The organism is Microvirga sp. GN3 (assembly GCF_055792825.1).
This window is the reverse complement of record NZ_JBVVAK010000095.1, coordinates 1-22,612: the sequence shown is the minus strand read 5'-3', so window position 1 is coordinate 22,612 and position 22,612 is coordinate 1. Positions and strand designations below refer to the sequence as shown.

Annotated in this window: 22 protein-coding genes, 4 pseudogenes and 2 riboswitches; of the genes and pseudogenes, 11 read left to right on the top strand and 15 right to left on the bottom strand. The window is 60.9% G+C overall.

Annotated elements, in window-relative coordinates:
- Positions 1-35: 35 nt before the first annotated feature.
- Genes ACS5Q1_RS32020 through thiC form a run of 6 tightly spaced genes read right to left on the bottom strand, consistent with a single transcriptional unit; the run spans position 36 to position 5,426 of the window.
- Positions 36-1,016 carry a ThiF family adenylyltransferase gene (locus ACS5Q1_RS32020; RefSeq protein WP_473101999.1) on the bottom strand — a complete coding sequence of 327 codons (981 nt, stop codon included), beginning with the start codon at positions 1,014-1,016 and terminating at the stop codon, positions 36-38.
- Entirely contained in the window at positions 1,013-1,624 is a 612-nt protein-coding gene (locus tag ACS5Q1_RS32015; protein WP_473101998.1) for a thiamine phosphate synthase, read from the bottom strand. Before ACS5Q1_RS32015 ends, ACS5Q1_RS32020 begins: the two co-directional genes overlap by 4 nt.
- Complete coding sequence (locus ACS5Q1_RS32010) at positions 1,621-2,391, bottom strand: thiazole synthase (protein ID WP_473101997.1); 771 nt, start codon at positions 2,389-2,391, stop codon at positions 1,621-1,623. The genes ACS5Q1_RS32015 and ACS5Q1_RS32010 overlap by 4 nt, the downstream gene beginning before the upstream one ends.
- A gap of 3 nt (positions 2,392-2,394) precedes the next feature.
- Positions 2,395-2,592 carry a sulfur carrier protein ThiS gene (thiS, locus tag ACS5Q1_RS32005; protein WP_473101996.1) on the bottom strand — a complete coding sequence of 66 codons (198 nt, stop codon included), beginning with the start codon at positions 2,590-2,592 and terminating at the stop codon, positions 2,395-2,397.
- On the bottom strand, positions 2,570-3,571 hold the full coding sequence (locus ACS5Q1_RS32000; RefSeq protein WP_473101995.1) for an FAD-dependent oxidoreductase: 1,002 nt from the start codon (positions 3,569-3,571) through the stop codon (positions 2,570-2,572). Before ACS5Q1_RS32000 ends, thiS begins: the two co-directional genes overlap by 23 nt.
- Before the next feature lie 4 nt (positions 3,572-3,575).
- Positions 3,576-5,426 (bottom strand): phosphomethylpyrimidine synthase ThiC, encoded by a 1,851-nt coding sequence (gene thiC, locus ACS5Q1_RS31995; protein WP_473101993.1) that lies wholly within the window; start codon positions 5,424-5,426, stop codon positions 3,576-3,578.
- Between the two features lie 57 nt (positions 5,427-5,483).
- Positions 5,484-5,591, bottom strand: a riboswitch (TPP riboswitch).
- A gap of 93 nt (positions 5,592-5,684) precedes the next feature.
- Positions 5,685-5,788, top strand: a riboswitch (TPP riboswitch).
- On the opposite strand from thiC, the gene ACS5Q1_RS31990 reads away from it, so the two are divergent.
- The 3 genes from ACS5Q1_RS31990 to ACS5Q1_RS31980 all read left to right on the top strand — a co-directional run bounded on the left by ACS5Q1_RS31990 (position 5,779) and on the right by ACS5Q1_RS31980 (position 7,355).
- Positions 5,779-6,219: a hydroxyethylthiazole kinase gene (locus tag ACS5Q1_RS31990; protein ID WP_473101992.1), complete on the top strand. Its 441-nt coding sequence runs from the start codon at positions 5,779-5,781 to the stop codon at positions 6,217-6,219. (Overlaps the previous riboswitch by 10 nt.)
- The gene (thiD, locus tag ACS5Q1_RS31985; protein WP_473101991.1) at positions 6,216-7,016 is read left to right on the top strand and encodes a bifunctional hydroxymethylpyrimidine kinase/phosphomethylpyrimidine kinase; all 801 of its coding nucleotides are present in this window, start codon (positions 6,216-6,218) and stop codon (positions 7,014-7,016) included. Before ACS5Q1_RS31990 ends, thiD begins: the two co-directional genes overlap by 4 nt.
- A 42-nt stretch (positions 7,017-7,058) precedes the next feature.
- Positions 7,059-7,355: a hypothetical protein gene (locus tag ACS5Q1_RS31980; RefSeq protein WP_473101990.1), complete on the top strand. Its 297-nt coding sequence runs from the start codon at positions 7,059-7,061 to the stop codon at positions 7,353-7,355.
- Here ACS5Q1_RS31980 and queC read toward each other — a convergent pair.
- From queC to ACS5Q1_RS31960, 4 genes and pseudogenes are all read right to left on the bottom strand, one after another.
- Positions 7,334-8,047 carry a 7-cyano-7-deazaguanine synthase QueC gene (queC, locus tag ACS5Q1_RS31975; protein WP_473101989.1) on the bottom strand — a complete coding sequence of 238 codons (714 nt, stop codon included), beginning with the start codon at positions 8,045-8,047 and terminating at the stop codon, positions 7,334-7,336. The two genes, ACS5Q1_RS31980 and queC, sit on opposite strands and share 22 nt — an antisense overlap.
- Positions 8,034-8,411, bottom strand: coding sequence for a 6-pyruvoyl trahydropterin synthase family protein (locus tag ACS5Q1_RS31970; RefSeq protein WP_473101988.1), 378 nt, complete (start codon positions 8,409-8,411; stop codon positions 8,034-8,036). Before ACS5Q1_RS31970 ends, queC begins: the two co-directional genes overlap by 14 nt.
- Positions 8,411-9,043, bottom strand: a complete 633-nt coding sequence (queE, locus tag ACS5Q1_RS31965; protein ID WP_473101987.1) for a 7-carboxy-7-deazaguanine synthase — start codon at positions 9,041-9,043, stop codon at positions 8,411-8,413. Before queE ends, ACS5Q1_RS31970 begins: the two co-directional genes overlap by 1 nt.
- Before the next feature lie 103 nt (positions 9,044-9,146).
- Positions 9,147-9,233, bottom strand: a pseudogene (locus ACS5Q1_RS31960) (7-cyano-7-deazaguanine synthase QueC); the annotation flags it as partial.
- Positions 9,234-9,707: 474 nt separating this feature from the next.
- Between ACS5Q1_RS31960 and ACS5Q1_RS31955 the strand changes: the two are divergent.
- Both ACS5Q1_RS31955 and ACS5Q1_RS31950 read left to right on the top strand, forming a co-directional pair.
- A complete protein-coding gene (locus ACS5Q1_RS31955) occupies positions 9,708-12,617 on the top strand; it encodes a Tn3 family transposase (RefSeq protein WP_473101986.1) in 2,910 nt (969 codons plus the stop codon).
- Positions 12,618-12,632: 15 nt separating this feature from the next.
- Positions 12,633-14,198: a hypothetical protein gene (locus ACS5Q1_RS31950; protein WP_473101985.1), complete on the top strand. Its 1,566-nt coding sequence runs from the start codon at positions 12,633-12,635 to the stop codon at positions 14,196-14,198.
- Here ACS5Q1_RS31950 and ACS5Q1_RS31945 read toward each other — a convergent pair.
- Positions 14,167-14,496 (bottom strand): hypothetical protein, encoded by a 330-nt coding sequence (locus ACS5Q1_RS31945; protein ID WP_473102009.1) that lies wholly within the window; start codon positions 14,494-14,496, stop codon positions 14,167-14,169. The genes ACS5Q1_RS31950 and ACS5Q1_RS31945 overlap by 32 nt on opposite strands.
- Here ACS5Q1_RS31945 and ACS5Q1_RS31940 point away from each other — a divergent pair.
- Both ACS5Q1_RS31940 and ACS5Q1_RS31935 read left to right on the top strand, forming a co-directional pair.
- Positions 14,389-14,828: pseudogene (locus ACS5Q1_RS31940) on the top strand (recombinase family protein). The gene ACS5Q1_RS31945 and the pseudogene ACS5Q1_RS31940 overlap by 108 nt on opposite strands.
- Entirely contained in the window at positions 14,807-15,232 is a 426-nt protein-coding gene (locus ACS5Q1_RS31935) for a hypothetical protein (protein ID WP_473101984.1), read from the top strand. Before ACS5Q1_RS31940 ends, ACS5Q1_RS31935 begins: the two are co-directional and overlap by 22 nt.
- A 438-nt stretch (positions 15,233-15,670) precedes the next feature.
- Here the strand turns inward: ACS5Q1_RS31935 and ACS5Q1_RS31930 are convergent.
- A pseudogene (locus ACS5Q1_RS31930) lies at positions 15,671-16,147 on the bottom strand (IS21 family transposase); the annotation flags it as partial.
- A 180-nt stretch (positions 16,148-16,327) separates the two neighbouring features.
- On the opposite strand from ACS5Q1_RS31930, the pseudogene ACS5Q1_RS31925 reads away from it, so the two are divergent.
- A pseudogene (locus ACS5Q1_RS31925) lies at positions 16,328-16,686 on the top strand (IS6 family transposase); the annotation flags it as partial.
- 1,048 nt (positions 16,687-17,734) lie between these two features.
- Here the strand turns inward: ACS5Q1_RS31925 and ACS5Q1_RS31920 are convergent.
- Both ACS5Q1_RS31920 and ACS5Q1_RS31915 read right to left on the bottom strand, forming a co-directional pair.
- Positions 17,735-17,986, bottom strand: coding sequence for a hypothetical protein (locus ACS5Q1_RS31920; RefSeq protein WP_473101983.1), 252 nt, complete (start codon positions 17,984-17,986; stop codon positions 17,735-17,737).
- Positions 17,987-18,004: 18 nt separating this feature from the next.
- Positions 18,005-18,385 carry a hypothetical protein gene (locus ACS5Q1_RS31915; protein WP_473101982.1) on the bottom strand — a complete coding sequence of 127 codons (381 nt, stop codon included), beginning with the start codon at positions 18,383-18,385 and terminating at the stop codon, positions 18,005-18,007.
- On the opposite strand from ACS5Q1_RS31915, the gene ACS5Q1_RS31910 reads away from it, so the two are divergent.
- A complete protein-coding gene (locus ACS5Q1_RS31910) occupies positions 18,369-18,590 on the top strand; it encodes a hypothetical protein (protein WP_473101981.1) in 222 nt (73 codons plus the stop codon). The genes ACS5Q1_RS31915 and ACS5Q1_RS31910 overlap by 17 nt on opposite strands.
- A 1,070-nt stretch (positions 18,591-19,660) precedes the next feature.
- Positions 19,661-20,119, top strand: coding sequence for a MarR family winged helix-turn-helix transcriptional regulator (locus tag ACS5Q1_RS31905; protein WP_473101980.1), 459 nt, complete (start codon positions 19,661-19,663; stop codon positions 20,117-20,119).
- A 13-nt stretch (positions 20,120-20,132) separates the two neighbouring features.
- Here the strand turns inward: ACS5Q1_RS31905 and ACS5Q1_RS31900 are convergent, their stop codons facing one another.
- Positions 20,133-20,846 (bottom strand): IS6 family transposase, encoded by a 714-nt coding sequence (locus tag ACS5Q1_RS31900; RefSeq protein WP_473101979.1) that lies wholly within the window; start codon positions 20,844-20,846, stop codon positions 20,133-20,135.
- An 881-nt stretch (positions 20,847-21,727) separates the two neighbouring features.
- Here ACS5Q1_RS31900 and ACS5Q1_RS31895 point away from each other — a divergent pair.
- The gene (locus ACS5Q1_RS31895) at positions 21,728-22,438 is read left to right on the top strand and encodes an IS6 family transposase (protein WP_473101978.1); all 711 of its coding nucleotides are present in this window, start codon (positions 21,728-21,730) and stop codon (positions 22,436-22,438) included.
- Positions 22,439-22,612: the final 174 nt, after the last annotated feature.

The window sequence follows — 22,612 nt, the reverse complement described above, 5'->3', positions numbered from 1 at the left end:
GTCCTCAAACCGCTCAAACACGCTGCGAACACACCTCATTTGAGATCGCCCATGGCGACGAGCGCCAGCTTCTGATGTCCCTGATTCCTCAGGAGGCCGGCTGCTCGCCACGCTCGCAACCCGCTGCGGCAGCAGAGCACGACCCGGTTCGATTCTGAGATATCCCGGCTCCGTTCCACGATCGTGCCGACGGTCGCGCGGCGGGCCTGCGGAAACGGCGAGACCGACACCTCATCAACGCTTCTGAGTTCGAAAACAACATCATCGGCGGTGACATCCGATGGCGCGATAAACGGCGGCGCGAAACCAACAGGCTCCGGTGCATCCAGAAACGAAAACCCGCCAAACTCCAGCTTTTGCAGATCCACCGAAACCAGCTGCCCGAGCGGGGATGGATTCAGGGCCAGAATCAGGGCCAACACCATCTGCGCCTGCAAGCCGCCGAGCACGCCAACGACCGAGCCCAGGACACCGAGCGTGGCGCAGTTCCCAAGGTTCTGCGGAAGATCCGGAAACACGGCCCGGTAGCTCGGAGCGCCGGCACAGAAGGCACCGACATAGCCCTTCAAGCCGACGCAGGAGGCACTGACCAAGGGTTTGCCTGCGGCCTTGCAGGCGTCGCTCAAAATATACGTGACCGCGATGCTATCGGCGGCGTCCACGATGACATCCGCGCCCCTCACGAGATCCTTGGCCGTGGCGGGATCAAGGGCGATGGGCAGCGCGTCAACGATCACGGATGGATTGAGGGCTTCGAGAGCCCTCTGAGCCACCTCGACTTTCAGCTGGCCAATGTCGGTCGTGCGATAGAGAGGCTGCCGATGAAGGTTGCTCTCGTCAACGTAGTCATGGTCCACAATCGCGAGGCGCCCGACACCGGCCGCCGCGAGATATTGCAGGACGGGACAACCAAGACCGCCGGCTCCGACGACCAGCACCGAGGATGACGCAAGCCTGGCTTGGCCTGCCTCACCCACCTCCGGGAGGACGATCTGTCGTGCGTAACGTGTCGTCATCCCATCATCCTCGTGAATGCGATCCAACGGCGGGTTTGTTGCTCCGGGTCCGGGTGCCGGAGAATGTCCGTCACCACCGCCGCACTGTCAGCGCCAGCATCCAGAACACCTGGGACGCGGTCGATGGTGAGACCACCGATCGCAACGAGTGGAATCTCGCCAATGAGCCGCTTCCATTCCGTGATGCGGCTCAAGCCCTGAGGAGCCCAGGGCATTTGCTTCAGGACTGTCGGAAAGATTGGTCCCAGAGCCACGTAGTCCGGCGCAACCGAGAGCGCCTGATCGAGTTCGGTGTGATCATGCGTACTGACACCCAGCCGCATGCCCGCCTTCCGAATGGCCGACAGATCCGCGCCGGCGAGGTCTTCCTGCCCGAGGTGAACGAAGGTGCAGCCTTCCGCAATGGCAAGCCTCCAGTAATCGTTGATCACAAGTTGAGCACCATGCTGTTCGCAACAGATCTTGGCCTCTCGAATCTGACGTGCGATCGCGGCATCGGCTTCGCCCTTGATGCGAAGTTGAACGAGTTTGACGCCAAGCGGCACCAGGCGCCGCACCCAAGCCGCGTGATCGACAATGAGATAGAAGGGGTCGAGCACGAGGGTCATGTGAGTAGCGCCTTCCCGATCACCGGCGTTGACGGGCTCGCCATCTCCCGTGGCTCCATCGGAATGGCGTGCCGGGCCAGGCGTCCCGCCTCAACCGCCAGGGCGAATGCCTTGGCCATCCCGACCGGATCACCGGCCTTGGCGACCGCGGTGTTCAGAAGAACCGCGTCGAAGCCAAGCTCCATGGCGGCAGCCGCGTGTGAGGGCAGTCCAATCCCTGCATCGACCACAAGCGCCACATCGGGAAAGTGGGCCCGGAGCATCTTCAACCCGAAGACATTATTGAGACCTCTTCCTGAGCCAATCGGGGCACCCCAAGGCATCAGGACCCGACATCCCGCCGCGAGCAAGCGTTCGGCCACAACGAGATCCTCCGTCGTATACGGAAAGACCTGGAAGCCCTCTTCGGTCAGAACGCGCGCAGCGTCGACTAGGCCGAAGACGTCCGGCTGGAGCGTGTCCTCCTCGCCGATCACCTCGAGTTTGATCCACGGCGTCCCGAAGATCTCCCGGGCCATATGGGCCGTCGTGACCGCCTCCTTGACCGTGCGGCATCCAGCCGTATTGGGCAGAACGCGCGTGCCGAGGTCGCGGATGATCGACCAGAAGGCCTGTCCGGCCAGATTGCCACTCGCCTCGCGCCGGAGTGACACGGTCACCACCTCCGCCCCCGAGGCTTGGACCGCCGCTGCCAGAATGACCGGTGATGGATACTGGGCGGTTCCCAGCATCAAGGGTGACGCAAGCTCGACATCATAAAACAGCATGCCTCAGCCTCCTTGCATCGGCGCGAGAACCTCAAGGCGATCGCCGTCGTTCAGCGCGATGGCCGATCGCTGGGATGTGGGCACAAACCGTTCATTGACGGCCGTGGCAACAACGGCATCGCCGAAGTCGAGCTCACACAGAGCGCGCGACAGGAGCCGCTCCTCAATCTCACGCTCCTCACCGTTCAGGATAATCCTCATGCGTCATCTCCATAGTCGCTCTAGGGTGGAATACGGCATCAGCAACGCGGATTGCGAAGGCGGGGGCGAGCAAAAATCCATGACGGTACAGGCCGTTGAAGTAGATCGTTCGGCCGCAGTCCCGGATCGCGGGCAGGTTGTCAGGAAAGGCAGGCCTGACATCAGCGCCAAACTCGACAATCTCGGCTTCGCCGAAAGCCGGATGGACAGAGTACGCTCCATTGAGGAGTTCAACCGCTGAGCGCGCCGTAACGCGGCCTCGATCTGAGCTCTCGATCATCGTCGCTCCGATCATGAAGAGCCCCTTCGCGCGCGGCACGATGTAGAGGGGGATGCGCGGATGAAGCAGGCGGACAGGGCGCTGGAGGGAGATCTCCTGTGTTCTGACAAGCAGCATCTCGCCCTTGACGCCGCGCAAGTCCGGAAGATCGCCGTGTGCGGCAAAGCCGCGACAGTCGATGATACGATCCACATCACGATCACCGGTAGGAGCCTCGGCACCAAATCGCAGAGAGACACCAAGCTCTACAAGACGCGCAGCGAGTGCGGTCAGCGCGCTCCGGGGGTCGAGGTGTGCTTCGTCCGCGAAGAACAGGCCTTTGTGGAACTGTCCTGCCAGATCGGGCTCGATCTCGGCGATCCGATCCCCGTCGACCCAGTCAAAGCGTTCCGTTCGGCGGGCAAAGTGAGCGAGGTCGCCCACGTCGCGCGGCTGGGCGATCACCAACGTCCCTTTGCGCGTGATCCCTGGAAATCGCCGCAGCCACCAGTCGATCGCACCACAACCCAGTTCCGTCACGACCGGATCTGCACTCTCGCGTTCACACCAGGGCGCGAGCATACCGCCCGCGCACCAGGAGCAAGCGGCCGCCCCGAGGTGCGGACCACGGTCAATCACCTCAACCCTGGCACCCCGCTCAGCCAATTCCAGCGCCGCTGTCAGACCAGCGACACCGGCGCCAATGACACGGATGTGCATGCCGCTACTCCGCGGCGGGGACGTAGAGACTGCTCCCGCCGGCCAGGAACTCGCGGCTCTTGGCGCGCATGCCGGCCAATTGCTCCTGAGCCTCCGGGCTCATTGCTGCCACCTCCGCCCGCAGGTCCTGGGTGATCTTCATCGAGCAGAATTTTGGGCCGCACATTGAGCAGAAGTGCGCCACCTTGTGTGCGTCCTTCGGCAAGGTCTCGTCATGGTAGGCGCGCGCTGTATCTGGATCGAGTGAGAGGTTGAACTGATCCTCCCAGCGGAAGTCGAAGCGGGCCCGAGACAAGGCATCGTCCCGCACCTGCGCGGCCGGGTGTCCTTTCGCAAGGTCGGCAGCATGGGCTGCGATCTTGTAGGTGATCACGCCCGTCTTCACATCATCACGGTTCGGCAGTCCCAGGTGTTCCTTGGGCGTCACGTAGCAGAGCATCGCGGTCCCAAACCAACCGATCATGGCAGCCCCAATGCCCGACGTAATGTGGTCATATCCAGGGGCGATATCGGTCGTCAGCGGACCAAGGGTGTAGAACGGAGCTTCTCCACATTCTCGGAGCTGCTTGTCCATGTTCACCTTGATCTTGTGCATCGGCACATGGCCGGGCCCCTCAATCATAACCTGGCAGCCCTTATTCCAAGCAACCTTCGTGAGTTCCCCGAGGGACTCAAGTTCCGCGAACTGTGCGGCGTCGTTCGCATCAGCAATGGAGCCAGGACGCAATCCATCGCCCAGTGAGAACGAGACATCGTAGGCCCGCATGATATCGCAGATCTCGTCGAAACGCTCATAGAGGAAGCTCTCCTTGTGATGCGCCAGGCACCAGCGCGCCATGATCGAGCCGCCACGGGAGACGATGCCGGTCACGCGATTGACTGTCAGCGGCACATAAGGCAGGCGCACGCCGGCATGGATGGTGAAATAGTCGACGCCCTGCTCGGCCTGCTCGATCAGCGTGTCCTTAAATACCTCCCAATCGAGCTTCACCGGATCGCCGCCGACCTTCTCCAGCGCCTGATAGATCGGCACCGTGCCAATCGGCACCGACGAATTGCGCAAGATCCAGGAGCGGATGTTGTGGATGTTGCGGCCCGTGGAGAGATCCATCACCGTGTCGGCGCCCCAGCGGATCGCCCAAACCAGCTTTTCCACCTCATCGGCTGCCGTCGAAACGACCGCGGAGTTGCCGATATTGGCGTTGATCTTGACCAGGAAGTTGCGCCCGATTGCCATCGGCTCCAGTTCCGGATGATTGATGTTGGCCGGGATGATGGCACGCCCTCGGGCTACTTCCTGGCGCACGAACTCCGGCGTGATGAACGGTGGGATAGTGGCCCCGAAGCTCTCGCCATCGGTAATCGTTGCGTGCGCTTCCCCGAGCATCGCCTCGCGGCAGAGGTTTTCGCGGTGCGCGACGTAGATCATTTCCTCTGTGATGACCCCGGCCCGGGCGAACTCGTACTGCGTCACCATCTGGCCGTTTGCGGCACGGCGTACGATGCGCTCGGCCGGGAATGGCGCCACGAGCGCGTCGGTCGAGACACTCCCATTGTCCTCAGGCTTCACCGGCCGCGGCTCAACCGCCGCATAATTCCGCGCCGTGATCCAGGGTTCGCGCACGAGCGGAAGTCCTTTGGCAAGATCGATGGCCGCATCGTCCTGGGTGTAAGGGCCGGAGGGATCGTAAACGCGGACCGGTGCCTCATTGGGATCCGTCAGGACAATCTCGCGGAATGGAACCTGGATCTCGGGTTGGCCCTCTGGCGTGGCATAGACCTTGCGCGAGCCTTGAATTGGGCCGGTGGTGACGGATTGGGGAGCGCCCTTGGGCGTGTCGACATGAACAGTCATTGGATCTCACCTCTTGGACAAAGGGAGATCCGGGCAAAGCGAGCTGAGGGATGATATGCTGCTCGATAGTTCCAGTCCCTCCGCCGGTATGACCCGGATCAGGTTCAAGGGTCACGGCGGATCAGCCGACTCTCAGCCCCTCACAGGGCTCCCCTCGGAACAGGGTGGATCATCCGCGAGGCATCTTCTCGTGTCAAGCGGCCACGCAAATCAGCGTGGGTGCTCCTTGCCAAATGCAAGGGAGAGGATTAATTCGCGCTCATCTCCTTGGGGTGCCCGCTCGGGCTGAGAGGTCTTGTCGAGACCAACCCATCGAACCTGATCCGGATCATGCCGGCGGAGGGATTGCGAGATGATGAGTGTACCAGCGTCCCCACGGGATACCTGTGATCTTCCAGAATTAGCTGGGCTTCTGCCCGAACGCCTTCGCGGTGAGGGCACGCGTGTGCCTGCGATCACCAGGGCCGCAGCGCAAACCTTCACGGCCAATCTTCTGCTGGTGGCAGGCGGTATGCCCTCTCTCACGGTTGCGCCGGAGGCAGTCCCATCCTTTACGGGCCGCTCCGCTGCGCTGCTCGTCAATCTCGGCATGCTCGACAGCAGCCGACGAATCGCAATTCCTCAAGCCATCGCCGGAATCGATGCGTCGAATGCTGACGCGGTGATTGCGGCAGGAGCCGACAGCATCGCCATCATCTCGGCCCTCTTCATGGCGGCTGAACCGCAATCCCAGGCTCGGCCGCTGCGGCCTATCGCGGATCAGGCTCTGACATCGCGGAGCATTCCGGCATGACCGCCATCGCCGTCACCATCGCGGGCTCGGATTCAGGCGGCGGCGCCGGCATCCAGGCGGACCTCAAGACCTTCTCGGCGCTCGGCGTCTATGGTGCCAGTGTGATTACGGCGCTGACCGCCCAGAACACCATCGGCGTTCAGGGCATTCACGATGTTCCTCCTCGCTTCGTGACGCAGCAGATCAACAGCATCTTCTCCGATCTTTCCGTCAATGCGGTGAAGATCGGTATGCTGTCACAACCCGCTGTCATCGAAGCCGTGGCGGAGGGGCTTGTGCGTCACGAAGCAACGCAGGTTGTACTCGACCCGGTCATGGTGGCGGCAAGCGGCGACCAACTGCTCGCGCCGCAGGCGGTTGACGCGCTGCGCCGCGTGTTGCTTCCCATGGCGCTGCTCGTCACGCCCAATCTTCCGGAGGCCGCGGCCCTCCTCAACGAGCCGCTGGCCCAGGACGAGCACGCCATGTGCCGCCAAGCCGAGCGGATCCTCGCTTTGGGCCCCAAAGCCGTTCTGGTGAAAGGCGGCCACGGCACAGGCCGTGAGAGCACCGACATTCTCATGGATCAGCAGGGTGCGCGGCGTTTTGCGGCTCCTCGCATCGACACGCGCAACACACACGGCACCGGCTGCACCCTCTCGTCGGCCATCGCGGCCGGGCTCGCCAAAGGCCTGTCGCTCGCCGACGCGGTTGCAGCGGCTAAAAGCTTCATCAGTGCCGCCATCGGCGCTTCCGATCAACTCCAGATCGGGCGCGGGCACGGACCCGTGCATCACTTCCATGCCACCTGGCCCTAGGCCTCACGCCGTGCGGTGCTTGGCGCCGGAGCCCCCGTTCTCATGGCGCCGACTGTCGTTCGCGCGCAACCCTTCCGCCGGCGCATGGTCACCGCGTGGCCAAAGAACCGCACCGGCCTCGGCATCTCCGCGCACTGGATCGTCGAGCGCATCAACACGATGAGCGGCGGCCGACTTCAGATTCACCTTTTTGCTGCAGGCGAGATCGTGCCGCCGTTTGTGGTGCTTGATGTGGTCTCCAATGGAACCATCGAGATGAGGCCCATGGCATCACATGCCTCCCCCATCATCCCACTCATGATTCAGCCCCAGACTCGTCAGCTCCGCACCTGGCTGTAACGCTGCCATCCTGCTGACCGCAACCGGCAGGCATCACATTCACCACAGCCAAAACCCCAGGCATGCCGGGTGCGACGGTCGCCGTTGTAGCAGGTGTGGGTTTCCTGCACGATCAACTCGACAAGCGCGGTCCCGCCCAGCGATTCCGCCAAGGTCCAGGTTTCAGCCTTGTCGATCCACATCAACGGCGTCTCGAGCACCAACCGCGCGTTCATGCCCAGGTTGAGCGCGGTCTGGAGCGCTTTGATTGTGTCGTCGCGGCAATCGGGATAGCCGCTGAAGTCCGTCTCGCAGACGCCCGTCACGACCCGCTTGAGGCCGCGCTGGAAGGCGACGATCGCCGCAAAGGTGAGAAACACCAGATTGCGCCCGGGCACGAAGGTCGCCGGCAGCCCATCCGCGCGGCTGCCGGCCATCGGCAGGTCTGCGGTCAGCGTGCTCACGCTGACCTCACCCAGCACGTCGAGCGGGATCACCCGGTCCGGTCCAAGACGGCGGGCCCAGAGCGGCGACAGGCGAGCCACGCCCTGCCGGATCGGCTCCCGGCACTCCATCTCGACAGCGTGCCGCTGGCCATACGAGAACCCAATCGTCTCGACGCGTTTGTAGCGCGACAGCGCCCAGGTCAAACAGGTCGTCGAGTCCTGTCCGCCCGAGAAGACCACGAGGGCGGACGAGTCAGCGGTGCTCATGGTCAGCCGGCGCGTAGTAGGTGCAGGTCTCGCCGCAACTATCGCGGTAGATCGTCACCCTTGTGATCGGCCCGATAGGCTGGATCCGATCGAAGATGAAACGGGTGATGTTCTCCAGTGTTGGCCGCTCCAGCCCCGCAATGCGGTTGAGGAACTTGTGATCGAGGGTCCGGCGCATCTCTGCGAGTTTGCCTTCCAGCAGACCAAGATCGATCAGCATGCCCGTTTGCGGATCGGGCATGCCACGCACGGCGACCTCAGCCCGGAAGGAGTGCCCATGGATCTCCTCACTGGCTGGGCCGAGGGTGGTGCCGGTGAGCGTATGGGCGGCTTCGAAGTTAAACGACTTGGTGAGTTCCCACATCAGCGGATCCCCAGGTACTTGTGTGTTTGGAGGCTCAGCCGCCATTGCGGATGCGCCAGGCAATACGCGACGGCCCGCGCCGTGTTCGCGACCTGATCCGGTCCATCCATCGGCTGAAGCGAGAACCGCTCGAAGGACAAGGCGGCAAACCGCTCGGGCAAGGCATCCTCCTGCGGAAAGACCAGCTTCAGCTCGTGGCCAGCCCGGATCTTGAGCTCGGTGCTGCCTTTCGGGCTGACGCAGATCCAGTCGAGGCCCGGCGGAGGTTTCACTGTGCCATTGGTCTCGACCGCAATTGTGAAGGAGCGGCGGTGCAGCTCATCGATGAGAGCGGCGTCAACCTGGAGCAGCGGCTCTCCGCCCGTCAGCACGACAAGCCGGTGATCGGTCCCGGGTCCCCAAAGCTCCTCGATCTGGTGGCACAGATCGGCGGCAGTGGCGTATCGTCCGCCGAAGGTGCCGTCGGTGCCCACGAAATCCGTGTCACAGAACCGGCACGTGGCGGATCCGCGATCGCTCTCCCGCCCTGACCAGAGATTGCACCCGGCGAAGCGGCAGAAGACGGCCGTCCGGCCAGCCTGGGCGCCTTCACCCTGAAGCGTCAGGAAGATCTCTTTGACGGCGTAACTCATTCAGGTCTCGCTGGCGAGCTTGCGCCTGACACGCGGCTGGTCAATGCCGCTCCGGTCGGGAGACATCCGACGGCGGAGATGTCGATGATGCCGTGACACATGTGAGGCACGTGAAGGTTCGCTCTGCCGCGATCGTGTGCGCGAGCGTGACGGAGTCCAATCCGCCGGAACAGCTAACGAGAGTTTTCACCACGGCTCCTTGTTTTGACCGGGTAGGCTGCGACCGGATCGGCTCACGCGCCGATGAACGTGAAGCAGATGGAACTGTGAACGCGCGGCTTGACCAGGCGCTCACCCCATCCGCTTCTGCGTGGCATAAACGACAATTAACATGTGGGTGTCAATGAGAATGCATTCCATCACTTGGGGCCCATCAGGGGCGGTACGGTAGCGGCCCTAACCGGATCCGGTGATCGAGGAACTGGATCTCCTCAATCAGGCCAGGGTCATGGACAGCCTGAGAAGCCGGATCGTGGTGGAATGTCATCGCGCAAGCCTCACATTTCGCATCACTGGCCTCTCGGGCCTCCCATTGAGAGCCCCGTGCCAGGCCTAATCGGCCCGAAGCTGTGAATTTGGCCAAGTTGTGGAACGTTGCCGGGACAGATTGACTCGTCACTGGGTTATCGCCTGAGAATCCACACCCTGAACAGGGAGTGGATGTATGGGTCTGCATGTCTCGCCTGGGGAGCTGGCGGTTGGCTGGAGTCTTTCGTTTGCCGATACCGAGTTCGTGAATGCCAAGCCCACAGCAACCCGGCTCGGCTTGGCGGCGCAACTGAAGTTCTTTGCCGCGTACGGATTTTTCGCCACCACAGCGACCGATATTCCCGACGAGGCTGCGACCTATCTGGCCGAGCAGCTTGGTGTCAGCAGCGATCTTTCCGGCTACATTTTTTCCGGACGCTCGGGACGACGCCATTGCGCGGAAATCCTGCGCCATCTTGGCTTTCGCCGCATGAAGCGGGCGGATCGCGCCGCCCTTGCGGATTGGATTGCGAGGGAGCTGTGCCCACACGGTATGTCGGTTGGGGCAATGCTCGAGGAGGTCTTTCTCTGGTGCCGGGACCGCAGGATTTTCGGCCCCGCGCGCAAGGAAATGGAACGGCTGGTGCGCTCGGAGCGGCAACGCTTCGTGGAATCGTTTCTCGGATCAGCGTCGGACCGCCTGCGCCCGGAAGCGGTGGCGCTGATGGAAGCTTCGCTTACCGATTCGGATGGGGCGACCGGGTTCCATAAGATCAAGGCAGATCCGGGTGCCGCCACGCTGGAGAACATGCTGGACCTGGTGGAGAGGCTGGCCTTCATCAAAAAGCTGGAATTGCCACAGGATTTAATGTCCTCCGTGGGCAAGACCTGGACTGAGCAGATCGTTCGGCGTGTCGGCGCCGAAAAGGCTTCGGAGATGCGCCGGCACGCCCCGCGGCGGCAGCTCGGCCTTTATGCCATCTTCTTGATGGCGCGCGAGGCGCAGATCATCGATAGCATGATCGATCTCCTGGTCGAGACCATCCATAAGATTGGCGTGCGTTCCAAGCGCAAGATAGTGGCCGGGATCGCCAAGGACATAGAGAAGGTCTACGGCAAGGAACGGCTGCTGGTCGATATTGCGAGCGCGGCGATCGCGACGCCGGACGGCCAGGTCTGTGATGTAATCTTTCCGGTGGCGGGCAAGGAGAAGCTGGCGGCAATCATCAAGGAGCATAGGGCGAAGGGCACGCTTGAGCGACGAGTCTACGAGGTGATGCGCGGCTCCTATGCCAGTCACTATCGACGGATCCTGCCGAACCTGTTGTCGGCTCTGGAGTTCCGTTCGAACAATACCGTGCATCGGCCGGTGCTTGAGGCGTTGGACTGGATCAGGCGGGCTTTCGACACAGGCTGCCGCATCGTACCGCGCACGGCCGCCGTGCCGATCGATAGCGTCATTCCACCGAAGTGGCGCAGCGCGATCATCGGCAAGGACGGACGCATCAACCGTATCAGCTATGAATTGTGCGTGCTCAGCCAGTTGCGCGATCGTATCCGCGCCAAGGAAATCTGGGTGGTCGGGGCGGACCGTTATCGCAATCCGGACGACGATCTGCCCAAGGATTTCGAGAGCCGGCGGGCCGCCTACTATAGTGCGCTCAACCTCACGCCGGATGCGCGCACCTTCACGCACCAAATCAGGGCCGAGCTTGAACGCGAGCTGCGGCTGCTGAATGCGGAGCTTCCCCGCAACGACAAGGTGCGCATCCTGTGGCGCGGCGAGAACCGCATCTCGATCACGCCGTTTCAGCCGCTGCCTGAACCGCGGGGCCTGCAATCGCTCAAGGCCGAGATCGGCCGGCGCTGGCCGATGACGGAGCTCCTGGATGTCTTGAAGGAGACCGCACTCGATACCGGCTTTCTGGAAGCTTTTGAGACGTCGGCCTCCCGCGTGGCGCTTTCGCGCGGCGATCTCGACCGGCGCCTGATGCTGTGCCTTTACGGGCTGGGAACGAATGCCGGCCTGAAGCGCGTGGCGGCGGGATGCCCGGATGTCAGCTATGAGGAGTTGCTGCACGTCGGTCGTCGTTTCATCCATCGCGACGCGCTTGAGGCGGCCTGCGGGCGCGTTGTCAATGCGACGATTGGTATCCGCAACACCGCCCTCTGGGGCGAGGCCGGCACGGCCTGTGCGTCGGATTCCAAGAAGTTCGGCGCTTGGGATGGCAACATGATGACGGAATGGCACGCCCGCTATGGCGGCCGCGGGGTGATGATCTACTGGCATGTCGAAAAGGGCTCGACCTGCATCTTCTCGCAGCTCAAGCGCTGCTCTTCCTCGGAAGTCGCGTCGATGATCAAGGGTGTGCTCAGGCACTGCGCCGACATGGAAATCCAGCGGCAATATGTCGACAGCCATGGTCAGAGCGCGATCGGCTTTGCCTTTTGCCACCTGCTCGGGTTCGAACTCGCCCCGCGTCTGAAGGCGATCGCCCGGCAGAAGCTGGCGCTGCCGCATGTCGGCTTGCGGGCCGAATTGCCCAATCTGCTACCGGTTCTTTCCAGCGTCATCAACTGGGAAGAGATCGAGCAGCAATACGACGAAATGGTCAAGTATGCCGCCGCCATGCACAGCGGAGTCGCCGATCCAGAGGCAATCATGCGCCGGTTCGCGCGAGCCGAGGTGATGCATCCGACCTACAAGGCGCTTGCCGAACTCGGTCGAGCGATCAAGACAATCTTCCTGTGCCGCTATCTGCGCAATGAGCAATTCCGCCGTGAAATCCACGAAGGCTTGAACGTGGTCGAGAACTGGAACAGCGCCACCAGCTTCGTGTTCTTCGGCAAGGGCAGTGAAATCACCACCAATCGCCTGGAGGATCAGGAGATCTCGGCGCTGGCGCTGCATCTGCTGCAGAATTGCCTTGTCTATGTGAACACGCGCATGATGCAGGCGGTATTGACCGAACCGAAATGGTCGGGACGGCTGGCGCCAGAGGACTATCGCGGTCTCACACCGCTGATCTACAGCCACGTCAATCCTTACGGCCGTTTTGATCTCGATCTCAATCGTAGGATCGATTTCGAGCGGGAGGCTGCCTAGTTTTGGAGAACAGTAGTGGTCGAATTTTCTGAATCATGCCTGGATGAACTGTATCGATATGAACTGTCGTCGATAGAGTTCCAGGCCTATTTTGCCGGAATGAAGCGGGAGCTGCTTGCTAATGAGGCCGTTGCCGCCACCATCGTAACGCATGTCGTGCAATCCAAGGACAGTCGCCCGGATGCAGTCGTCATATTCGGGTTGTTGCTCGATGAGGCGAGGATGGGTATCGAGAATGATAGCCCGTACGGCGAGGTCTTCCTGAAAAATGCCGAGAGAGCTATCGAGGCTCAAGTTGCCGCCGGAGCCTGTGGACCGCTTCACCTCATGAAAATGGCCGGTCTATATCGGCGTGCCGGCCTGCCGGTGCCGGATATTTTGATCATTGATCCTGTTGGGGCGGAAATAGCTGCCGAGGTTCCGGTGCCCGACCTCGATGATGCTCTTGCCACTTTAGCTGCGGAAATTGAGGCAGAAGGCGGTGGCCCCTATGAGTTTTTCAACGGCCTGCACGAGATGACGGCCGGCATGTCGGAGGAGATGCAGGCCGGCTTTGTCAATCATCTTGCATCGTTGGACGATCCTATATTCGAGCGCTGCGCCTTGTACTGGCTGTTGTCGGGTACGTCGTTGGTACAGGAGGCTGCGGCTGCTGGTCTTCATGCGAAGCTCAAACGCACCAGCTTGCAGGTGAAGATTCTGTTCTATCTACCAATCATTCGCGGCTGGTTGCCAGCCAGCAACACTCGGGCAATTGTCGATGACATTGGCAAGCTGGCGCGACGAAAAGGTCTCTTTGGCGCTCCTGGTCATGACAAGGTGGAACCTATCGTCGGCGATATCATGGCCAGTGTTGCCGATGGTGTCGGGGCGCAAAGCATTTCGATTGTCGGAAAGGGGAACAACCAGACATTCATCGCAATGATTCTCTTGAAAACGGGGTATGGTATCAAGGATGCTTTTGTCATCCGCTGCCGCTCAAAGCGCGAGGCAAATAGCATTGTCTCGTACACTCGCCAGGAAGCAAATAGCGTTCGCATAGATCGGATGACTGCTGAGTTGTTGCTGGAGGCGGCATTGGCGGATGGAATAGAAAATGGGTACATGCCGGCGCCGGGCTTTATCGACGTGATGGAAGCCTGCGATTTGAACGGTCTGCGGCCACAAGAAAGAGATTTGCAGGCTCTGTTGGACTATGCTGATCCGCAGCGAGAGGTCCAAGATGCCACACCGGTGAAATTAGACCTGATGCTCAATGATGATAAGGCACTGGATGCGCTTTTACCACTGACCGACAGTTGGTTTGAAGACACGGGGGAGACGCGCAACATCATTCGACGATTCCGCTCGGCACGGACCGTTGAAACCAAAATCTGGGCCTTTCTTGAAGGTCGGCGCGAAATCTGGGCGAGGCGCTTTCTGCAAACCGCGATTATCCTCAGATCGGCGAAGAAGGAGGATCAGTCGAAAACGTTAACGGCTGCGGCCTTCGCACTGATGCAGAAGCATCCCTTGCAAGACATCCCGCTCATGGAGGATATCGTCTTTACTACCCTGGAGGCTGGAGGCGCACCTTTGTAGTGATGTTTTGGGTATACCCGCACGGCACACTGGCATTTGAACACGTCGCAACCGGAAAAGACTGCTCATTTTGGGAACGAACTGCATTATTGAACAGCTCATCGGAGCGGCACACCCAAAATGAACAGTTTCCATGACCCGCATCGGATATGCCCGCACCTCGACCACCGATCAGAACCTTGACGCACAAATCGCCGCGCTCAAGGCCGCCGGCTGCGAGGTCATCCGCGAGGAGCAGAAGAGCGGTGCCTCGCTCGAAAGACGCCCGCAGCTCAACACCATTCTCGACTTCATTCATGCCGGCTCAAGGCCAAGGGCGCGCATCTGTTCGCAACCGAGCAGCCTGTCGACACTTCCACCGCCGCCGGCAAGGCCTTCATTGACATGCTTGGCGTCTTTGCCGAGTTCGAGACCAATCTGCGGCGCGAGCGCCAGGCCGATGGCATTGCTGCCGCCAGCAAGCGTGGCGTCTACAAGGGACGGCCACCGAAGATCGACCGCGCCGAAATCCGGCGCCGCCTGAAACAGGGCCACGGTCCGACCCAGATCGCCCGCGATCTCGGCATCTCACGCGGAACCGTCTACCAGGTGCGGAAAGGCGAACCAGAATGGGCAAAACCACACGCATAGTTCGGCTGACCCCGGCAGCCTGCGAACAAATCCAGGATCGCATGCTTGAGGCTTGCCGCAAGATCGCCGCAGATCATGGATTGGTCATTGAGAGCGCCGGCTGGCGCGGCCTGGACTCTGGCATTGGCTTCGAGCCCGCGTTTCGTGTCAGCATACCCGCTCCCGACGGAACGCCTTTCAATCTGGCAAAGGATATGTTCAGGTATCTGGCCGAACAATACGGTTTGGCAGCCTCTGACCTCGGACGTGAGTTCACCACTGGAGACGAAAGATTCCGGATCACCGGCATCGATCCAAAGCGACCGAAATATCCAATCTCCGTCGAGCGCATCCCCGACAGGCGTGGTTTCAAGTTCACCGCCGAAAACGTCGCCATGCTGCTGAAAGCCCAGACCAAACCATGATGTTCGTCAAACGTTCCTCAACTTGGCCAAAATCGCAGCTTCGGGCCGATTAGGCCGAAATGGCGGCTGTCACTTTGCCTTTAACTTTGAGATTCGTCGCGTTGGGTGTCGAAAAGCGACATTCTTTGCCCTTAAAGGCGAGATGCCGATCAGGTTTGTTCGCTGCTCTTTGATCCTGCGTGTGAACGCGGTGCTATATCTGGGGCGCGATACGATCGACGGTGGCGAGCAAACGGGCTTCCTTGTGATAGGTCCGGAGCAAGGCGACCTTGGCGAACTCTGTCAGGTCCCGTTCCATCTCCATCGCAGCCAGCTGCACGCCCCTCTAAACGCTGTCTCACTTTAAGGGGGAAAAATCTCGATTTTATAGGCAAAATCTCACATTTAGCGGCAAAGGATTGCCATTGATTTTGTTGGGTTCCTTATCTCGCCTTTAGGGGCAAAGCGACAGCCGGAATAGGCGAGCCGGAAGTGATAGAGCCGGTGATCGAGGGGCTGGCCGGCAACGGTGACGGCAAAATCGGCCATGTCGGTGAAGTCGGACAGGCCCATGCGCCCGGGCTCATGGACTTGGCGAAAGATGACCTCCTGCTCGGGACCATGCAGGGCGCGCCAGGATCGGACGCGGCGCTCGAGGGTGCGGCGGATGATCTCCTCGAAGAGAGCGACGGGGCGCAGGCCCGGGGCGGCTTGAAGAAGGGGAATGATCTCACTGTCCCAGACGGGGGCGAGCGGGTCGGGACGCCGGCGCCCGCGTGGAGTCTTCTTCTGGGACGGCAGACGCGGGTCCTTGTCGATGCGGGAGGCGGTGGACGGGCTGAAGCCGGCCTTGGCAGCGGCGATCGGGCTGGTGTTGGTGTGACGGAGCTTCATGTACAGTCTCATCTGGCAGTCGGTGATGTGGCGGCCGGGCAAAGGGCGAGTTCCTCATTTGGTCGTGAAGAACCCCGATCCTTATCCGGTCGGCCGCGACGGCCAGACGGTGCGATCCTGACGGATCGCACCGTCACCTCTCATTCTGATTGCCGCTCAGCTTCCACCCTGATCGCCGCGCCTTAAACTCGGGTTTGACTGCGTCAGTGTAGACGGGCGGACATGAGCCAACCTGTCAGCTACAAGCGCCATCGCTTTCCGCCTGAGATCATTGCCCATGCGGTGTGGCTGTACTTCCGATTTCCCCTGAGCCTGCGGCTGGTCGAGGAGATGCTGCTCGAGCGCGGCATCGCCGTCTCCTACGAGACCATCCGACGCTGGGCCCTGAAGTTCGGGCCGGCGTACGCTCGCCGTCTCAGGCGCAAGACACCACGCCCCCCAACATCTGGCACTTGGATGAGGTCGTGGTCACCATTGCCGGTACGAAGCACTGGCTGTGGCGAGCGGGCGACCCAGACGGACGTGTGCTCAATGAGATCGTCCAGAGCCGGCGCAATCCCAAGGCGGCCAAGCGGGTTCTGCCGCAAACTCGGTTTCTACTTGTCGACTGCCTCGGACGGGCGTCAGCCTGGTTCTGGACAGTCAACGGTCCAGCGTTCTCGCGATGATCTCAAAATAGCGCTCAAAACGCCGATACTTCGAGTTTGCGACAGAACCTCTCCGACAGCAAAGCGCCTGCTTAAGACCTCCGAGTTGCAGGCGATTTGGTGAACTCTCCGAGCCAAAGGAGCCAGGATGTTTGGATCACCCGAGTCCAGAACAGTAGCGGATTGGTAGCTTCCAGAAAGCGCCCCAACCCTTCAAGGGGAGGCACTGGCCGGACGGTAAGAAGCATCTGCTCCTGCCCACCTTCGCAGGCGCAGCGATGGAGGATCTCGATGTCGGCATTGAGGAGGTGCGCGGTTAGCTTTGTTTCATCATAGTTACCTTGAGCCATGGCCTCATCTCCAGGTCCTTGCAGGACTAGCATAGCAGCGAACGTGAAGCAGTTCGTGCGCCAGTGAGCCGCATCCCCGCCAGCGGCAGCGGAAGGTGGGCTGTGGTGGAGCAGCGAGCGGCTCACACAGCTTCGTTCCAAAAACTGGCCCAGTCAGAAGACCGGAGCCTCCGGTCATCTCTGATTACTCGCTTTACCAATGCCTCAACGGCTGACAGCCTTTGTATCAAGATGTCAGCGGCAGCACTGGTAAGCCCCCATGCACTCGGTGTTCCTTCGACATAGACCGTGAAGGTGCCGTCCTGAGTGGCTTTCTTGGCAATCCGGGCCATCGCGCAATGCTCCTTCTGTGAAGCGGTCGAATCCTGAGGTGGGAATTCGAACGGTAGAGACATGGTCTGCATCGACCAAGCGGTGGTCTTGCTGCAATGTCAGTCTGTGAAAACTGCCCGGCGCGGGTTGTTCCAGTGACGGGGATGGTTAGGTTCCTGCATCGTGGGCCAAGTACCAGTGCACGCAGAGCAGGATCACCGAGTAATCAAAAGGCTTGCCCTTGAACACTGGGTCCTCCGCTGCCGAGACTATCATCCCAGTACCTGAAAGTTTGAAACAACGCGTTTGCGACAGACCCCTCATGCGTGCCCGCTTGGCGCGATCATCGCAAGGAAGCATGCGAGCGAATGGCAGGCGTAGACCCCGACATCTCGCTTCAAATATTGAGAGCCATCCTCATCACGTTCCATCTCCTTCGTCTGGTGCTCGATCCTGGCGAGAATGCCGCGCCGGAACACGTAGGACCTCCGACAGTGCGCACATCGGCTCCGCTGATCGAGCCGCGGGTTCGGCACCTTCGACGGGTCCATCAGGATGCCAAGGATTCTCATGGAAACCTCACCGGGTTCTCAAGTCCCGCCGTCGGGCTCGATGAAACAGAACACCTCTTCCTTGCCAAAGATGGACGATGACGGAGGTGGCGCGCACAGGTGAGGTTCAGCGCCGAGTCCATCGGGCACCTGGTCCCGCGGGACGAGCTTGCTGGGAGGAATGTCCACCCACTGACCGTATTTAAGCGCGGTCCAGCGCTTCCTGACGCTGTCCCACTTCGCTTTAGTGGGAGCGCAGTCCTGCTCACTGCAACAGCTCGAGTTCTTCACGTCCGGGCGCATGATGCCGTTATAGAGGTGATGATACGCGCCGTGTGCCATGTGATGTTCGTGAGAGTGTCCCTCCTCGGCCCTCACAGGGAGGGAGTAGAAGAGGGCCGCGATGACGATGATTGTCATCACGACCGCTAAGGCGTTATTGCAGGCCGCCCAGATTTCGGCACGCCGCATCGAAGCCTCCTTTTCCCTAAGACCGACGCTCGGCCGGGTCGGCGTCGTGCCCTCAGTGATCACGAGCGCCGTCACCCACAGCCGCACGGAGTTACGCCGACATAAGGTGATGATGATCGCGGCCGCACCCCACGCCAATTGTCCGCGTGGCTGATTGGATTACACGTTGGTATGGGCTGGCGATGCGCGGGGTATAAGCGGGGGGATGTCACATCAACCAAGTAAAGGCCTTTCCGGCGCGGGCCTCGCCTGCCTAAGTCCTTGAAAACGCACCATCGGGCATCCGCGCGAGGGGCAGCGTGGGTAAGTAAAACTCGTTGATGTGACAACGCGCTTCCGAGAAGTGCCGGAGCCTGACCTCAGGGGGTGTGCCTGAGAACGGACCTTGGCGCCGCATGGGGTCGGCCTTCTGCGAAGGGATCCTCGCATAAGCATGGCTTTACCGGACGTAGAGCAGGATCGCCGAACAATCAAAATGCCTGGCGTTGAACACCACGTCCTCCGCTGTCGGGATTTCAATCACAGTAGCTAAAACTCTGAAACAAACTGTTTGCGGCATAACCCAGCGAGGATCTACCAAGGTGCGACAGCATTCTGCCTAGTGGATGAGGATACCTATACTTTGATGTGATTGCTGTCGCATAGGGATGCCGCTTAAATCCTGCCCTGCGATAGGGCGACGAGGTCGCAGCATTGCTGCCCGTCTTGGGCGTTTCCTCCTCAAACTCTGGGCCGCTGGTGACAGTGGCCTTTTTCTTGAGTGCTCCCTTGTAGTGGGGTCAAAGGCAAGTCAGCACTGAGCCTTGAGGGAGATTTAGGATGAGATGACCGGCGTTACGCGAAAGGTCCGATCCCAACGGGCAAACATGTTCCTCTGTTTTCCAATGCAACCGATTGGAACAGCCGATCCGAACAAGGCGCATTCGTTGCTTTGTCGTGCCTCCGACACATTGTCGCAGAGACGCGCACACTCTTTCCAGAGGAGACGCGTCATGGCGCAAGAAGGAGCCGAGGACTGGCCCGTCGTGAACCAGCATCTGCAAGAGTTTGGCCTCGCCCGAATGCAAGCGAATGTCCCGTCCGTCATATGAACGCTCCTGACGAAGGGCGATGTGATGATCGCTGTCGCAGACCGGCCGGGGACCAGCGGCACGCCATATGCCCAAATCAACAGGCGTACGAAGCGGCTCGAAGTCCTGCCCTGCGGCGGAGTGGAACGCTCGCATGAAGCATCCGAGTGAAACCACGATTGGCTGGGTTCTGGCACAGGCGGCGCGGCTTCACCGCTTTTACCTGAACGAGAAGCTGGCTGAGATCGGCCTGTTCGCCGGTCAGGAGCAGGTGCTCCAGGTGCTCGATACGCAGGATGCAATCACGATGGGCGACCTTGCCGCCATCCTGCGGGTGCGGATGCCGACTGCCTCCAAGGCCGTGACACGACTGGCGGCTTTGGGCCTGGTCGAGCGGCAGTCCGATGGCGGGGATCAGCGTATGGTCCGAGTCAGACTGACCCGGAAAGGCAAGGCCGCTGCCGTTCGCATTCATGTGCTCTGGGATGAGGCGGAGAGCGACATGGTAGCGGGGTTCGCCCTCAAGGAGAGCAAGCGGTTGCGCACGTTTCTCTTGCGAGCAGCGAGCAGCGACATCGTCACATTAATGGGCGTCCGACGGAATTCAGGCTAGGAAGAGGTTGGTTTCAGGCGGCGAGCGCCACAGAGGTGATGTCCGCCCATACCTCGAAGGCCGCTCTGCGGGCCTTGCGATAGTTGGTAGCGGTCAACTGATGGCGCCGCAGGTGAAACAGGTTGCTGATCGGATCATGGATCGAGAGAAAGCGCTGCGCCTGTCGCGCTGACTTGAAGCGCTTCATCTGCCGTTCGCGTCGGCGGGTGGGCTGGTGGGAATTCTCCGCTCGATTATTTAATCCTTTGTGCTGCCGATGCTCGATGCTCAGGCCCATGTCCCTGCGAGCCGCGCCGTAGGATCCAAGTTTGTCCGTGATCATCACCCGCGGAGCCATGGCGCTCTTCTTCAACAGCTTGCGCATCAGGCGTTTGGCGGCTTTACGATCCCGGCGGCTCTGGACCAGGACATCCAGGACAAAGCCGTCCTGGTCCACCGCCCGCCACAACCAGTGCCTCTTTCCGGCAATGGTGATCACCACCTCGTCGAGATGCCAGCGATCACCCGGTCGAGGAGTGCGCTGGCGGATGCGATTAGCATACTCCCGACCGAACTTCTCGGCCCAGCGTCGAACCGTCTCGTGACTGACCTCGATCCCGCGGGCCGCCAGCATCTCCTCGACCATCCGCAGGCTCAGGGGAAAGCGGAAGTAGAGCCAGACTGCGAGGCTGATCACCTCAGCAGGGAAACGGTGGCGGGCATAGAGCGAGTGACGGAGCTTCTTCATACCTCCCCATACGGCGGCATCTGATTGCAGTTCGTTAATGTGACGATGCCATTTGAGCTGCCCTGTTCCGACCGCGAACTGATCCATCCCAGATGACTGCGATGTCCGAGAAGACGCTTTATGGAGCAGGGCATAAACGAGGTGCTGGGGCTCGGGATCTGTTCCGCAAAAAGAAAGCGCCCCACCATCTCTAGGGGCGCGTTAAGGTCCGACCCGTAGGGGCAAAAAAGGTCGGTCGGATCTCTATACCGACCTCAATGGCCTGTTGTCTGTCGGATAAATGACAGTTCTGCGAGGAAATCTCCCGCTGATCCTAAACTACCAGCGAAGAGATTGCTCCATCGCCGTCTGAGGTCAAGACAGCAATTTTGCGGAACAGGCCTTATGTAATGTTCCGCCGAGCCAACCTCGTAACTGTGGCCCAAAACCTGCCCACAAAGCCCTCAGCGCACGTTCGGCGCTCTGTAATGGCCGGTGGCTTCGGGCCTGCTTCGCTGCGCTCCGGGCGCGGCTACCGCTTGCGCGCCTGGACAGCTTTCGCGGGAGGCCGAGCCTCCCCTTTCACAAAGCCGCCACCGCTCAAGGCGCCGGCGACATTCACACCTAAGTAGGGCAGGGCCGCCGTATCCTGTGGCAACCAAGTTGAAATGTCTCGATTTGTGCAAAGTAGAAGTGTCAGTCAGGCCGGGTGAGACGAAGCCTGGGACGGCGGCGCAGCGACCTTCCGATCCGCGCGCCGCCGTCCCAAGCGTTCGGATTGAGGCCGGGACCTAACCACCTGCGCGAGGCGATCCGCACGGTCTTTCATCAGGCCGGTCTTCTGGCTCGAGCGGGTACTGTCAGGTTTGCTATAACTCAGGGTCTGTGGCAGGTTCTTGGGCATGAGCACGACGTCCGACCCCTACCGAGGCTTCCGCTTCCCGCCTGAGATCATCAATCAGGCCGTTTGGCTATACCACTGCTTCAGCCTCAGCCTGCGTGAAGTCGAACTGATCCTGGCGGCGCGAGGCATCGTGGTCAGTTACGAGACGATCCGCGAGTGGAGCTTGCGCATTGGACGGACCTACGCCAACAGCCTCAGACGGTGCCGGCCAACGCCAGGAGACAAGTGGTTTCTCGATGAGGTGTTTGTCCGCATTCGGGGCAAACTGCACTATCTCTGGCGGGCTGTTGATCAGCACGGGAACGTGCTCGACGTGCTGGTCCAGAGCCGGCGCAACAAGAAGGCGGCCAAGCGCTTCTTTCGCAAGCTGCTGACGGGCTTATACTATGTCCCGCGGGTCATCGTGACCGACAAACTCGGATCCTATGGAGCGGCGAAACGCGACATCCTGCCAAGCGTTGAGCATCGGCAGAGCCGGTATCTCAACAACCGCTGCGAGGTCTCACACCAGCCCACCCGACGGCGAGAGCGCCACATGCGGCGGTTCAAGTCGGCCCGGCACGCGCAGCAGTTCCTCTCCACCCACACTCGGATCCACAACCACTTCCAACTTCGCCGCCATCGCCTCTCGGCCAGTGAGTACCGTGCTGCCCTCGATCGGGCCTTCATCGCCTGGCGCGATGCGACCGGTACTGCCTTCGTAGGTTAACCTGAACCGACCTGACGCTGCGTCAGCGGGCACTTTCGCGACTCGACCTCAAGTTGATGGAGTGGACGCTCCCTGCTCACCGGCATCAAAGTGCCAAAGGGTGGTCGTCATGAAGAGGGCCACAAGGAGAGGGAGCGTCCGCCATGCAGATTACCACAGTCGGCCTGGATCTGG

Excerpts from the sequence above, each read along its gene's own strand:
- ACS5Q1_RS32020 (WP_473101999.1), bottom strand. The coding sequence starts at position 1,016 with ATGACGACACGTTACGCACGACAGATCGTCCTCCCGGAGGTGGGTGAG.
- ACS5Q1_RS32015 (WP_473101998.1), bottom strand. The coding sequence starts at position 1,624 with ATGACCCTCGTGCTCGACCCCTTCTATCTCATTGTCGATCACGCGGCT.
- ACS5Q1_RS32010 (WP_473101997.1), bottom strand. The coding sequence starts at position 2,391 with ATGCTGTTTTATGATGTCGAGCTTGCGTCACCCTTGATGCTGGGAACC.
- thiS (WP_473101996.1), bottom strand. The coding sequence starts at position 2,592 with ATGAGGATTATCCTGAACGGTGAGGAGCGTGAGATTGAGGAGCGGCTC.
- ACS5Q1_RS32000 (WP_473101995.1), bottom strand. The coding sequence starts at position 3,571 with ATGCACATCCGTGTCATTGGCGCCGGTGTCGCTGGTCTGACAGCGGCG.
- thiC (WP_473101993.1), bottom strand. The coding sequence starts at position 5,426 with ATGACTGTTCATGTCGACACGCCCAAGGGCGCTCCCCAATCCGTCACC.
- ACS5Q1_RS31990 (WP_473101992.1), top strand. The coding sequence starts at position 5,779 with ATGATGAGTGTACCAGCGTCCCCACGGGATACCTGTGATCTTCCAGAA.
- thiD (WP_473101991.1), top strand. The coding sequence starts at position 6,216 with ATGACCGCCATCGCCGTCACCATCGCGGGCTCGGATTCAGGCGGCGGC.
- ACS5Q1_RS31980 (WP_473101990.1), top strand. The coding sequence starts at position 7,059 with ATGGCGCCGACTGTCGTTCGCGCGCAACCCTTCCGCCGGCGCATGGTC.
- queC (WP_473101989.1), bottom strand. The coding sequence starts at position 8,047 with ATGAGCACCGCTGACTCGTCCGCCCTCGTGGTCTTCTCGGGCGGACAG.
- ACS5Q1_RS31970 (WP_473101988.1), bottom strand. The coding sequence starts at position 8,411 with ATGTGGGAACTCACCAAGTCGTTTAACTTCGAAGCCGCCCATACGCTC.
- queE (WP_473101987.1), bottom strand. The coding sequence starts at position 9,043 with ATGAGTTACGCCGTCAAAGAGATCTTCCTGACGCTTCAGGGTGAAGGC.
- ACS5Q1_RS31955 (WP_473101986.1), top strand. The coding sequence starts at position 9,708 with ATGGGTCTGCATGTCTCGCCTGGGGAGCTGGCGGTTGGCTGGAGTCTT.
- ACS5Q1_RS31945 (WP_473102009.1), bottom strand. The coding sequence starts at position 14,496 with ATGAATGAAGTCGAGAATGGTGTTGAGCTGCGGGCGTCTTTCGAGCGA.
- ACS5Q1_RS31935 (WP_473101984.1), top strand. The coding sequence starts at position 14,807 with ATGGGCAAAACCACACGCATAGTTCGGCTGACCCCGGCAGCCTGCGAA.
- ACS5Q1_RS31920 (WP_473101983.1), bottom strand. The coding sequence starts at position 17,986 with ATGAGAATCCTTGGCATCCTGATGGACCCGTCGAAGGTGCCGAACCCG.
- ACS5Q1_RS31910 (WP_473101981.1), top strand. The coding sequence starts at position 18,369 with ATGACGATGATTGTCATCACGACCGCTAAGGCGTTATTGCAGGCCGCC.
- ACS5Q1_RS31915 (WP_473101982.1), bottom strand. The coding sequence starts at position 18,385 with ATGACAATCATCGTCATCGCGGCCCTCTTCTACTCCCTCCCTGTGAGG.
- ACS5Q1_RS31905 (WP_473101980.1), top strand. The coding sequence starts at position 19,661 with ATGAAGCATCCGAGTGAAACCACGATTGGCTGGGTTCTGGCACAGGCG.
- ACS5Q1_RS31900 (WP_473101979.1), bottom strand. The coding sequence starts at position 20,846 with ATGAAGAAGCTCCGTCACTCGCTCTATGCCCGCCACCGTTTCCCTGCT.
- ACS5Q1_RS31895 (WP_473101978.1), top strand. The coding sequence starts at position 21,728 with ATGAGCACGACGTCCGACCCCTACCGAGGCTTCCGCTTCCCGCCTGAG.